Below are 12,225 nucleotides of genomic sequence, written 5' to 3' on the forward strand. Positions count from 1 at the left end.
AACCTGCGAAGCCAAGGAAAGCCCGCCAAGCTCGCTCTCGTTGCCGTCGCCCGAAAGCTGCTCGTTACCGCTAATGCGCTCGTCAAAAATAACGTCCGCTATACACCCCAGCAACTTGACAGCTAAGACAGTCGCCGGGCTCGATGCTGGCGCCTCACCCCGGAATGACGACTAATAGAAGTTATCGCGATACATTCTCCAGCAGCAGATGCAATGCGCGCGCCGCGAAGGCGTGCATGTTGGCTTGCCGATCCGCGCTGCCGGTCTCGAGCGTGATGACCGACGATATGGGGCCCGCGACCGCCATGCAGCTGTGGCCAGCCGCATCGCCGTAGCGGTTTCCGGTCGGTCCCGTGGCGCCGGTCTCCGACAGAGCCCACGTCGTCGCGAAACGCTCGCGGGTCCGGCCTGCGAGCAATTGGGCATAGGGCTCGGACGCCGAGCGGATCCCTTTCATGGCCTCGTCGGAAATGTCGACGAGAAGCCGACGCGCATCGCGCGTGTAGACCACCGCGCCGCCGAGGAAATAGGCCGACGCGCCGGGGACGGCGAGCAGGCTTGCCGAAATAAGCCCGCCGGTCGAGGACTCCGCAACCGCGATGGTTTGCTTCCGCGCGACGAGTTTGGCGGCAATTTGTTCGGCAATCGCAATGAGGTCTTTCATGAAGCTCAATTCCTCAGGTGGTCCAATGAGGCCGGCTTTATAGCACGCCTGCAATCGCTTTTTGCCGAGTTGCGGGCGGAGTCCGGCCCTGCTTCAATGCGCCAAAACGAGGGGAGGAGGAGACCAGTGACGTCACCGATCCTGGGCGGTGTGGATTGCGATCTTCATCCGGCCGTTCCTCATCTGACGAGCTTGTTGCCCTATCTCGACGACTACTGGCGCGACCAGGTCACCACGCGCGGGATGACGGACCTCATCTCGCAATCCTACCCGCCGAACTCGCCGATCTCGGCGCGGCCGGACTGGCGGCCAGCGAAGGGCAAGCCGGGCTCGAGCCTGAAGGACATGCAGGCGCAGGCGCTCGATGCGTTCAGCGTCCGTTTTGCGATCTGCAATCCGTTGTTCGGCGTGCAGATGGTGTTTTCGGAGGATATGGCAGTCGCGTTTACGCGTGCCCTCAACGACTGGCTGGTCAAGGAGTGGCTCGACAAGGATGACCGCCTGCGCGGCTCGATCGTCATTCCCGTTCAGAGCGTGGAAAAATCGGTCGCCGAGATCGAGCGCTGCGCTAAGGACAAGCGTTTCGTCCAGGTGTTGATGCTGGTCATGGGCGATATTCCTTTGGGCAAGCGCGCCTACTGGCCGATCTATACGGCCGCCGAGCGGCTTGGCTTGCCGATCGGCATTCATGCAGGTTCGAGCTATCACAATCCGCCGACATCGGTGGGCTGGGGCTCCTATCACATCGAAGATTATGTCGCGCAGGCGCAGGCGTTCCAGACCCAGCTCACCAGCCTGATCATTGAAGGCGTATTCGCGCGGCATCCGAAGTTGAAGATGGTGATGCTGGAAAGCGGCTTCACCTGGCTCGCGCCGTATCTGTGGCGGCTGCATAAATTCTGGCGCGGCATCCGCATGGAGACGCCGTGGGTCGACCGTGCGCCGCTGGAAATTGTGCGCAGCAATATCCGCTTTTCGCTGCAGCCGGTCGATGCGCCGCCGGAACCGCAAGTCTTGAACCGGCTGTTCGACCATATGCAGTCGGACGAATTGCTTCTATTCTCGACCGACTATCCGCACTGGCAGTTTGACGGGAACGCGGCGCTGCCGGACGGCATATCCTCTGATCTCATTCGGAAGATCATGATCGACAATCCGCTCGCGACCTACGGGCGCTTGAAGCAAGTTCAGGAGACGACGCCATGAACGTGCAGTTCCGCGATCGGCCGGCCTCGTCAGCGGAGGCTAAAGCTCAAGCTCAAGCAAAAACGGCGATTGCCGATTGCGACATTCATCCGGCGCGCGCGACCGCGACGGAACTGCATCCCTTCCTTGCCAAGCGCTGGCACGACCATCTCGAAACCTATGGCAAGCACCCCTATCAGGGCATGATGGAAGGGCCGCCCTATCCAAAGGCGCAGCCCAACGCCTCGCGCCGCGACGCCTATCCGCCGGAAGGGGGCCCGCAGGGGTCTTCGCTGTCGTTGATGCAGCGGCAGCACCTCGACCCGAACAATGTCGTGCTCGGCGTGCTCAATCCGCTTGCCACGGGGCAAGGCATCCGCAACCACGAGCTGGCGGCCGCGATCTGCTCGGCGATCAACGATTGGCAGATCGATAAATGGACCAGCAAGGATGCCCGTCTGAAGGGCTCCATCGTCGTCGCGAACGAAGACGGGCCGACCGCGGCGGCCGAAATCCGCAAGCGTGCGGGTGACAAAAACTTCGTCCAGGTACTGCTGCTCAGCCGCACTGTCGAGCCGCTCGGCCAGCGCCGCTACTGGCCGATTTACGAGGCCGCCGAAGAAGCGGGGCTTCCGGTCGGCGTTCACGCCTTCGGCTTCGGCGGCAATCCGATCACGGCTTCGGGCTGGCCGAGCTTCTATATCGAGGAGATGGTCGGGCATTCGCAGTGCCAGCAGGCGGTGCTGGCGAGCCTCGTGCTGGAAGGCGTGTTCGAAAGATATCCGCGCCTCAAGATGATCATGATCGAGGCGGGGTTCGGCTGGGCGCCGTCGTTGTCGTGGCGGCTCGACCGCAGCTGGCAGCGGCTGAAGAGCGAAGTCCCGCATGTGAAGCGGCCGCCTTCGGAATATATCCGCGACCACATCTGGTGGACGACGCAGCCGATGGAAGATCCGGAACGGCGCGATCATTTGTTCGATATCGTCGAATGGGTCGGTTGGGACAAATTGCTGTTCGCCACCGACTACCCGCATTGGGATTTCGACGAGCCGTCGCGCGTGTTGCCGCCGGGCGTCAGCGACGCCAATCGCGAGGCGTTCTATCTCGGCAATGCCAAAGCGCTATACGGCCTGGCGTAAATCGAGATGAGCCGTCACGTTGTTGCGTCCGTCGATGAGTTGCCGCCGGGCACGCGAAAATTTCTTACCATCGGCGATCGCCCGATCGCGGTCTTCAACGTCAATGGCGAGTTTTTCGGCCTGCTCAATCGCTGCCCGCATCAAGGCGCGGCCTTGTGTGAAGGACCGCTGATTGGGCTCGCGCAATCATCGAACCCCGGCGAAATCGAATACACGCGACCTGGCGAAATCATCCGCTGCCCCTGGCATGGCTGGGAGTTCGATATCCGCACCGGGCAGTCTTATTGCGAGCCTCGACGATTTCGCACCCGCGCCTATGCCGTCAACGTCGAGCCGGGCGCGGCTGTCGTGAAGGGGCCGTATGTGGCCGAGACACTCAACGTGTCGGTCGAAAATGACTACGTCGTGGTGGATTTGTAGAACCCTACTGAAATGCCACCTCGGCAAAGCTCCTCAGCTTGCGCGAATGCAGCCGCTCCGATTCCTGCTGCTTGACACGCTCCAGCGCCTTCAACCCGATCTCAAGATGCTGACCGACCCGCTGTCGATAGAATTCGCTCGCCATGCCGGCGAGCTTGATCTCGCCATGCAGCGGCTTGTCCGAAACGCACAGCAAGGTGCCGTAGGGCACGCGGAAGCGATAGCCGTTGGCCGAGATCGCGGCCGACTCCATGTCGAGCGCGACCGCGCGCGATTGCGACATGCGCCGGATGACCGCGGGGCCGCTGATTTCCCAATTGCGATTGTCGACGCTTGCAACCGTTCCGGTGCGCATCAAGCGCTTGAGCTCAAAGCCGGAAAGACCGGTGACTTCGCCGACGGCTTCCTCGAGCGCCACCTGCATTTCGGCAAGCGCCGGGATCGGCACCCATAGCGGCAGTTCGTGATCGAGCACGTGGTCCTCGCGGACATAGCCATGTGCCAGCACGTAGTCGCCGAGCCGTTGCGTATTCCTCAAGCCCGCGCAATGCCCAAGCATCAGCCAAGCATGCGGCCGCAGCACCGCGACATGATCGGTGATGTTGCGCGCATTGGACGGGCCAATTCCCATGTTGATCAGGGTAATGCCCTTGTAGCCGGGTTCGACCAGATGATAGGCCGGCATTTGGGGCGCGCGCGCCGGCGCTGAGCCGGTGGTGCCGCCACCCAAATGCGCATTGCGCGTGATCACGTTGCCGGGCCCCACGAAGGCCTCCGGACCGGTCTGGCCCGAGCCAAGGCGTTGCTGGCAGGTCTGCACGAAGGCGTCGACATAGAACTGATAGTTCGTGAAGATCACGAAATTCTGGAAATGCTCGGGATCCGTGCCGGTGTAGTGATAAAGCCGCCGCAGCGAATAGTCGACACGCGCCGCACGGAACAGCGCCAGCGGGTGCGGCGCCCCCTGCGGAAGGTCGAGCGTGCCGTCGGCGATGGCGTCGTCGATGCCGACAAGGTCCGGCATGTCGAACAGGTCGCGCAGCGATCGCGCCGTCAGCGCGCCATCTTCATGCGTAATCGCTGCTTCGATGTTGATGTCCCGCCGATAAGCGAAATGAAGCGGGATCGGCTCAAGCGAGCAGCCGATTTCGACGGGTACGCCGTGATTCTTGATCAACAATCCGATCTGTTCCGTGAGGTAGGCGCGGAACAGGTCCGGCCGCGTCACGCTGGTTTCATGCACACCGGGGCCGGCGACAAAGCCATAGGCGAGCCGCGAGTCGAGCCGCGCATGCGTTGATGTCGTGATGCGGACAAAGGGATAGGTCGCGCGCACACGCGCCGTGAGTGCTGCGCCGTTGATATAGGCCTCAAAACGATCGCGCAGGAACTGGGTGTTGCGCTGATAGATCTCTTCGAGGCGAGCAACCGCCGCGGCCGCGTCGAGGAACGATTCGGTCGCGATGATCGGCGGCGTTTCGATGGGCAGTGCGGAAATCATGGAGCCCCGATTCGCTTTTTACAGACGTTCACAGACATCGAGTATAGCGTCATGGGCCGAGCGGAGCGAGGTGAAACCCGCCGCACCGAAGCGTCGCGCCGGGAGCTATTCGGCCATCATCCGCCGCTCGCGCGCATAGCGCACCAGCGCGGCAAATCGATAAAGACCGTGCACGAACTTGCCGTAGGGCATGGTGATGAACAGCGCGAACACCACACCGAGATGTAGCGCGAGGAGAGGCCCCATCGCCGAGGTCTCGCGCCAGACCAGAAGCGCAAGGCCCGTGACGCCCGTCAGGAACAGCATGAGCGTGAAGGCCGCATCCATGCCGGAGCTGCCGGTGTCCATCAGCGCGGTATCGCGTTTGGCCTTCTCCATGAGCAAGCCAATCGGTCCGACCACGAGCCCGATGCCGCCGAGCGTGCCGAGCACCACCGGCAAGTCCCACCAGGCGTAGGGCGCCTCGCGCGCCAACAGGTAATGATAGAGCGTCGCCACACAGGTTGACGCGAAACACAGCAGAAAGCCGTAGAACGTCAGATGGTGATAGACCCTGCGGCGATCGGTCGGCCGCTCGTCTTCGTTGAAGCAGCCGACGCCGCCGCCGTCAAGATAACGCAGCCGCCCGGCGTCCTTCATCGCCTGCCACAGCGATGGCGGATTGGTGAGCGTGCCGGTGGGTTCGCCGATGTCGCGCCAGAAGGCACGAAGGCCCATCGCGAGCGCCTGGATCGCATAGAGAAAGGCCGCGCCGAACAGAGCGGCCATCGCGTTATGCGGCATCAGCACATAGAACGCGCCGGGACCGGTGTGAATGCCACGCAGGACTTGTGGGTCGTTGAACGCTGCAAAGCCGTAAATGAAGACAACGACGCTCACGGCCGCGATGATACTGATCGCAACGCCGTTGCGGGCGAACAGGCTGGAAAGGGCGCGTGGCCAGGCGTAAGCAGCCCAGGACTCCGCGCGCAGGGCAGCGAGTGTCGCCGGCACATTGACGTTGAATTCGTGCGGCGGCGAGAACTGGCAATCGGTGTAGCAGGCGCCGCAAGCGTGACAGAGGTTAGCAAGATAGTTGAGGTCGCCGTCGGCAAAAGCGCGGCGCATTTCCATCGCCGGAAACACCGCGCAGAGGCCCTCGCAATAACGGCAGGAATTGCAGACCGTCATCAGACGGTCGGCTTCGTTCAGCAACGCAGTGCTGTGCACACTCGACGGCTTTGTCGCGATGTTCACTTCGTCAAACCCTTGCGTTCCAGCCAGTTCTGGATCAAGCCGGCAACTTCCGCATTGTTCTTGTCCATCATGATCATGTGCGAATTGCCCTTGATGCCGACCTTGGGCAGATCGACGACGTCGACACTGCCGCCGGCGGCCTTGATGCCATCGGCGAAGGCAACACCGGTGGCGCGCATTTTCGGCCAGCGCGAATCGCGGTCGATATAGTCGCCATAGACGATCAGGGTCGGGATGTTCTTCAGCGCATCGATTTTGGCGGGATCGCCCACTCCAGCGGGTTCGATTGCAATCAGCGCCTTCACCTTGTCGGGCCGCGCCTGGGCGACCTTGAATCCGAAGCTGCCGGCCTGGCTATGCACCATGATGATGCAGGGGCCGACGCGGTCGACCTCGGCGATATAGGCTGCGATCGTTGCGTCGTCAGTGGTGGTCCAGCGCGGCACGCCCTGCTTGACGAAGTTGTCGTAGGCGTCGACCGGGAACTGGCTACCCGGAAGCACCTTGCGCTTGGCCGGATCCGGATCGTAGGAGTTCGGCCCGTCGCCGATGCGGAAGCGCTCGAACGGATTAGCGGTGGTGAGAAACACCGGCTCACTCTTGAAGATGTCGGGGTATTGCGCCCAACCCGCCCGCCCGCGTTCCACGGCGTCGGAGTTGTAGACGCTCCAGCCTTTCCGCAAGAAATAATTCAGCCAGCCTTCGCGCCCGTCGGGCGTCGTCTCCCAGGTGACACCGGTCAATCCGCCGCCATGCCACATCAGCAGCGGAAAGGCGCCGTGCTCGTTGGCGGGCAGGAAGTATTGCACATACATCTGCTCGACCTGGTAGGTGCCGTTCGGGTCGACCTTCGCCGGCACACCGCCGGGTGTGAACGTCACTTCCTTGACCGGCTTGCCGCTGATCTCGACCAGACGTCCGCCGACATGAAATGAGCCCATGTCGCGCAGCGAGATGGGATCGGCGGCTTGCACGGAGCTGGCCGACATCAGGGCTGCCGCTGTGGCGGCAATGGTCAATCGCGACATGGTTTCCTCCATTTTTTCTTTGTTTCGCTCGCACTGAGTCGTTGGCTGCGTACGACGCTAGTTCCTCGCATTCCTCGCAGCTTCCTGACCCGCGATCCGGCCGAACACGCTGCCGATCGTCATGCCCATGCCGGCGGCGTAACCCTGGCCCAGCACGTTGCCGGACATGATTTCACCTGCCGCGAACATGTTGGCGGATGGTTTGCCGTCCTTCATCAACATGCGGGCCTGCTTGTTCACGCGGGTGCCGAGATAGGTGAAGGTGATGCCGGGCCGCACCGGGTAGGCGTAATAAGGCGGCTTTTCGATTCTGCGCGCCCAATGCGTCTTCGGCGGCGTCAATCCTTCGGTGCGGCAGTCGTCCAGGATCGTGTGATCGAAGGTGCCGGGCCGCACGGTGGCGTTGAAGCCGGCGACAGTCTTTTCCAGCGCCTTGGGATCGAGCGTCAGCTCTTTCGCGAGACCAGCGATGGTGTCGCTCTCGATCGGTGGAAACAGCGTCGGCATGAAGCTGTTACGCGAAGATGCATCGAAGATGATGTAGGCGATCTGGCCCGGCTGGGCGGCGACGAGGCGCCCCCAGATCGCGTAACGCTTCGGCCAGATGTCTTCGCCTTCGTCGTAGAAACGCTCGGCGTCGCGGTTCACGACGATACCGAACACGACCGAGTCATGCCGCGTGATGATGCCGCCGTCGAATTTCGGCGCGCGCGCGTCGATCGCGACCGCATGGCACTGAGTGGGATCGCCGATGTCCTGCACGCCTTTGTCCAGCAGCACCTTCAGGACCGAGCCGCGATTATACGGCGTGCCGCGGATCAGGAAGTTATCGGCGACCTCGCCCCAGTATTGCTTCAGCCATTCGATATTGGCTTCAAAGCCGCCGCACGCGGCGACCAGCGCCGAAGCCTTGATAGTGGCGTTGCCATCGCCGTGCTTGAACGTAGCCGACAGGAACATGCCCTCAGTGATGTCGAGATCGATAACTTCGGCATCGTAGAGGACGTCGATGCCGAGTTGTTCGGCCGTCAGATAAAGCGCGTTCAGCATCGCCCGGCCGCCGCCGAGGAAAAACGAGTTGGTCCGGCCCAGGCTGAGCGTGCCGCCGAGCGATGGCTGCCAGCGCACGCCCTGCTGGACGATCCAGTGCAGGACGTCCTTGGACTCACGGATCATGTGCCGCGCCAGTTCTTCGTCGGTCTTGCCGCCGGTGACGCGAAGCAGGTCTTCCCAGAACTCCTCTTCGGTGTAAGGCCCGGTGAGGATCTCGGTCGCGGCGTCATGGGCGCAGCGCATGTTGCGGGTGTGCCGGGTGTTACCGCCGCGATAGAATTTTGGCGCGGCTTCCAGCACCAGCACCGACGAGCCTTCGCGGGCCGCGCTGATCGCCGCGCACAGCGCCGCGTTGCCGCCGCCGATCACGAGCACATCGTATTTGCGGGTTAAGTCGACCATGCAATTCGTTATCTCGTCCGCATGGAAATCAGAACCCGCATTGACGCAGGGCGGTACATGTCACCGGCATGATTAGCCGGCGAGGGCCCGCGCCTTTGCCGCCTCTTCGCCGTCGCTGTAGACGGTCAGCGCGCCGATGATGGCAAGCACTGCGCCGAACATCAGCCAGAACGCCGGCGAGGCCTTGTCCTGGCCTGTCATGCTGATCAGTTTGGTGGAGACGAAGGGGGTGGATGTGCCGAAGATGCCTGCGGCCAGTGCGAACGCTATCGAGAAGCAGGTGGTGCGGACGTGTTTCGGCACGATCTCAACCAGACACCCCAGCATCGTGCCGCTGTAGACGCCAAAATAGAACGAGAACATCATCTGGACTGCCAGCAGTTTTGCAAGCGTTGGCTCGGCCGCGAGCCAGTGCAGCGCCGGATAGGCCGTCACGAATGACAGGCTGGCGATTGCGACGAGCACGGGTTTTCGGCCGACGCGATCCGATAGCGCGCCACCGACCGGATTCCAGATGAAGTTCGTGACGGCAACGAGAAGCGTTACGAGCAACGTCCCGGTCGGAGAAAGGTTGAGCTGCTTGCCAAAACCGGGTGCATACACCGTGATGAAGTAGAAGGTCGTCGTGGTCAGAACGGCGATCATCATGCCGAGAACGACAATATGCGAATTTTCCAATGCCGAGGTAAACACCTCGCGCGCAGTCGGATGTTTCTTCATCGCCAGGAATTCCGGCGTTTCTTCCAGCGAACGCCGCAATATGAAAATGACCGGGATGATGATGCAGCCGATGAAGAACGGGATACGCCATTTGGCAATCCCACCGATCGAATCCAGGAAGGTGTCGGCGGGCATGTATTCTCGCAGCACAAAGCCGATGACTGCCGCAACGAAGATGGCGACCTGCTGGCTGGAGGACTGGAACGAGGTGTAGAATCCCCGGTTGCCGGGAGTCGCTATTTCGGAAAGGTAAACCGACACGCCGCCGAGTTCGACGCCGGCCGAGAAACCCTGTATCAGCCGGCCGATCAGCACAATGATCGTCGCGGCAATGCCGATCGACGCATAGGACGGGCAGAAGGCGATCACCACAGTTCCAAGCGCCATCAGCGCCAGCGTGACGATCAGGCCCTGGCGACGGCCGATCTGGTCGATATAGGCACCGAGCACGACGGCGCCGACCGGGCGCATCAGGGCTCCGAGCCAGAACACGCCATATGCGTTGAGCAGGGCAGCGGTCTCGTCCGCGGCCGGGAAGAATGCCTTCGCGATATCTTGCGCGTAGAAGCCGAACAGGAAGAAGTCAAACTGCTCGAGGAAATTGCCGCTGGTTGCTCGGAGAATGGCGCCAATTCGCGATTTGAGTTGAACGGGTGGCGAACTGGACGGAGGCGTCATTACCGGTTTCTCCCTGTGGTCCCGCGTGTAGCATTGGCCCGTTTTCGGGCGAGCGCGGTCATGTTGTCGGAACAATCTGCCACGTCATCAAGCGCGGACCAACCGTAAATCAGGCGACTTTTGATCCATTTTGGACCGAGGTCAGCAGCCATTTTCGGAATGCTGAAAGTTTCGTCGATTCGGCGCGCGCCTGCGGCGACACCAGATAGAAGCCGGCATCGGCCGGCAGCGCGATCTTGAACGGCACCACCAGCCGGCCCTTGGCGATATCGCCTTCCACATAGGATGTTCGCCCCATGGCGACGCCGAGGCCGTCGATCGCCGCCTGCACGCTCATCAGGACGAGGTCGAAGCTCAGGCCCGGCTGTTTCGAGATGTCTGAAGGCAGGCCGGCCGAAGTCAGCCACAAGCGCCAGTCGTCGTCATAGCCGCCGCTCGAGTGCAAAAGCGTGTGGTGAGCGAGATCTTCCGGGCAGCGCAGCGGCTTGTCGCCTTTCAACAGTTCGGGACTGCAAACCGGAAACAATTCATCGGCGGTCAGCCAGTCGGCGCGCAGGCCGGACCAGTGGCCGCGGCCATAACGGATCGCGGCATCGACGTCATCGCGGCGGAAATCGACGAGGCTGGTCGAGGTGGTGATGCGGACGTCGATATTGGGGTGCACCTGCTGAAATGAGGACAGCCGGGGCAAAAGCCATTTGGCGGCAAAGGACGCCAGCGTCGACACCGTCAGCACGCGATCGCCGTCCTTGCGGAGCAGCCGGTCGGTGGCGAGCCGAAGATCGTTGAAAGCGGCGCGGATGCCGGGGAGATACTCTTTCGCCTCGGCGGTCAGCGTCAGGCTGCGGTTCTGCCGGACAAACAGGCGGATCCCAAGCTCCTCTTCCAGCCGCCGGATCTGATGGCTGATCGCGGTCTGGGTCACGTTCAGCTCAGTCGCGGCCGCGGTGAAACTCAGATGCCGGGCGGCGGCTTCGAAGGCGCGTAATCCGTTGAGGGAGGGCAGTCGGGTGGCCATGGCGCCAATATCATGAGCTTATCTCATGTATTATGGCTCAAAGTGTCGTTTGTCGCAACTGCGAAATCCACAGATAATGCCGTCAAACGTTAGGATTATGGAGGGCGAAATGTCCCTTTGTACTTACGAAAATGTGACAAATAATCATGAATTGAGCGCCTGGAACAAGTTCGGGCGCCAATTTCAGGTCTGGTTTACCCGTTGGCGTCAGCGCGATGAGCTGAGCCACTGGTCGGATCGGGATCTGCACGATGTCGGCCTGTCGTGGAGCGATGTCATTCGCGAGGCCGAAAAACCTTTCTGGCGGGCTTAGGCAGCCAGCGCCGGCGCCGCCTCGCAAAGAGGGGCGCCGGCCGCGACGTTCTTTGAATGCGACGGGAGGCCGTCATGACCGTTCTCAGCCTGCTCGAACATCCGCGTCACACCGATCACCTGAGGCTGCGCGACGGCACCACGCTGACTGTCCGGCTGGTCACGCCCGATGACGGCGAGGCCTTGCAGCGCTACTTCCGCAACCTCTCGAACGGTTCGCGCTATAACCGTTTCCTTGGTGCGATGAGCGAACTTCCACCAAGCCAGCTCGATCATTTCATTCATGCCGGCGAGGACAACCGCTTCAGCGTGATTGCGGCCATAATGGTCGAAGGCCGCGAGGTCATCGTCGGCGAAGCCCGCTACGGCTTCGAGGGCGCGACCGGCAACTTCGAGTTCGGCATTTCCGTCGACGACCGCTGGCAGGGCCAGGGCATCGGCCGTGCGCTGCTCGGCAACCTCGAATGCCGTGCGGCCGCGCTGGGTGCGACCGGGATGTTCGGCGATACGCTGCGCTCCAACGAGACGATGATCGCACTCGCCCGCAAGTCCGGCTATGCCTTCGTACGCCATCCCGACGACTGGAAGCTGGTGCGCTTCGAAAAGCCGATCGATCCGATCCGTCAAGATATTCCCTGCGCGAGCTGGAAGCTTGTCAGAGAGCAGCGCGCGCTGGAGGCGATGGTCTAGGTAAGATTTCCGTCATTCCGGGATGCGCCGAAGGCGCAAGCCCGGCGACTGTCTTAGCTGTCAAGTTGCTGGGGTGTATAGCGGACGTTATTTTTGACGAGCGCATTAGCGGTAACGAGCAGCTTTCGGGCGACGGCAACGAGAGCGAGCTTGGCGGGCTTTCCTTGGCTTCGCAGGTT

General features: G+C 61.9%; 12 protein-coding genes and 2 pseudogenes. 6 read left to right on the plus strand and 8 right to left on the minus strand.

The features are described from left to right. Positions 1 to 126 (plus strand): annotated as a pseudogene (locus VFB05_RS32200) (IS110 family transposase); the annotation flags it as partial. A gap of 55 nt (positions 127 to 181) precedes the next feature. Here VFB05_RS32200 and VFB05_RS16405 read toward each other — a convergent pair. Further along, positions 182 to 664 carry a CinA family protein gene (locus VFB05_RS16405; protein WP_325013787.1) on the minus strand — a complete coding sequence of 161 codons (483 nt, stop codon included), beginning with the start codon at positions 662 to 664 and terminating at the stop codon, positions 182 to 184. A 126-nt stretch (positions 665 to 790) separates the two neighbouring features. Between VFB05_RS16405 and VFB05_RS16410 the strand changes: the two genes are divergently transcribed. The 3 genes from VFB05_RS16410 to VFB05_RS16420 are packed head-to-tail and all read left to right on the plus strand — an operon-like array spanning position 791 to position 3,408. Continuing rightward, complete coding sequence (locus VFB05_RS16410; RefSeq protein WP_325013788.1) at positions 791 to 1,870, plus strand: amidohydrolase family protein; 1,080 nt, start codon at positions 791 to 793, stop codon at positions 1,868 to 1,870. Continuing rightward, the gene (locus tag VFB05_RS16415) at positions 1,867 to 2,988 is read left to right on the plus strand and encodes an amidohydrolase family protein (RefSeq protein ID WP_325013789.1); all 1,122 of its coding nucleotides are present in this window, start codon (positions 1,867 to 1,869) and stop codon (positions 2,986 to 2,988) included. The genes VFB05_RS16410 and VFB05_RS16415 overlap by 4 nt, the downstream gene beginning before the upstream one ends. A gap of 6 nt (positions 2,989 to 2,994) precedes the next feature. Continuing rightward, on the plus strand, positions 2,995 to 3,408 hold the full coding sequence (locus VFB05_RS16420; RefSeq protein WP_325013790.1) for a Rieske (2Fe-2S) protein: 414 nt from the start codon (positions 2,995 to 2,997) through the stop codon (positions 3,406 to 3,408). A 4-nt stretch (positions 3,409 to 3,412) separates the two neighbouring features. Here the strand turns inward: VFB05_RS16420 and VFB05_RS16425 are convergent, their stop codons facing one another. The 6 genes from VFB05_RS16425 to VFB05_RS16450 all read right to left on the minus strand — a co-directional run bounded on the left by VFB05_RS16425 (position 3,413) and on the right by VFB05_RS16450 (position 11,044). Further along, a complete protein-coding gene (locus VFB05_RS16425) occupies positions 3,413 to 4,909 on the minus strand; it encodes an AMP nucleosidase (protein ID WP_325013791.1) in 1,497 nt (498 codons plus the stop codon). Positions 4,910 to 5,014: 105 nt separating this feature from the next. Continuing rightward, positions 5,015 to 6,118 (minus strand): tricarballylate utilization 4Fe-4S protein TcuB, encoded by a 1,104-nt coding sequence (gene tcuB / locus VFB05_RS16430; RefSeq protein ID WP_325013797.1) that lies wholly within the window; start codon positions 6,116 to 6,118, stop codon positions 5,015 to 5,017. A gap of 23 nt (positions 6,119 to 6,141) precedes the next feature. After that, entirely contained in the window at positions 6,142 to 7,173 is a 1,032-nt protein-coding gene (locus VFB05_RS16435) for an esterase (protein ID WP_325013792.1), read from the minus strand. Between the two features lie 57 nt (positions 7,174 to 7,230). Then, positions 7,231 to 8,628, minus strand: a complete 1,398-nt coding sequence (gene tcuA, locus VFB05_RS16440) for an FAD-dependent tricarballylate dehydrogenase TcuA (RefSeq protein WP_325013793.1) — start codon at positions 8,626 to 8,628, stop codon at positions 7,231 to 7,233. Positions 8,629 to 8,700: 72 nt separating this feature from the next. Continuing rightward, complete coding sequence (locus VFB05_RS16445) at positions 8,701 to 10,026, minus strand: MFS transporter (protein ID WP_325013794.1); 1,326 nt, start codon at positions 10,024 to 10,026, stop codon at positions 8,701 to 8,703. A gap of 109 nt (positions 10,027 to 10,135) precedes the next feature. Further along, positions 10,136 to 11,044 (minus strand): transcriptional regulator GcvA, encoded by a 909-nt coding sequence (locus VFB05_RS16450; RefSeq protein ID WP_325013795.1) that lies wholly within the window; start codon positions 11,042 to 11,044, stop codon positions 10,136 to 10,138. Between the two features lie 97 nt (positions 11,045 to 11,141). On the opposite strand from VFB05_RS16450, the gene VFB05_RS16455 reads away from it, so the two are divergent. Further along, positions 11,142 to 11,357 carry a DUF1127 domain-containing protein gene (locus tag VFB05_RS16455; RefSeq protein WP_414643208.1) on the plus strand — a complete coding sequence of 72 codons (216 nt, stop codon included), beginning with the start codon at positions 11,142 to 11,144 and terminating at the stop codon, positions 11,355 to 11,357. 74 nt (positions 11,358 to 11,431) lie between these two features. After that, the gene (locus VFB05_RS16460; protein ID WP_325013796.1) at positions 11,432 to 12,046 is read left to right on the plus strand and encodes a GNAT family N-acetyltransferase; all 615 of its coding nucleotides are present in this window, start codon (positions 11,432 to 11,434) and stop codon (positions 12,044 to 12,046) included. A gap of 53 nt (positions 12,047 to 12,099) precedes the next feature. On the opposite strand, the pseudogene VFB05_RS32205 reads toward VFB05_RS16460, so the two are convergent. Continuing rightward, positions 12,100 to 12,225: pseudogene (locus VFB05_RS32205) on the minus strand (IS110 family transposase); the annotation flags it as partial.

The organism is Bradyrhizobium sp., from assembly GCF_035652035.1.
Classification (GTDB): Bacteria; Pseudomonadota; Alphaproteobacteria; order Rhizobiales; family Xanthobacteraceae; genus Bradyrhizobium.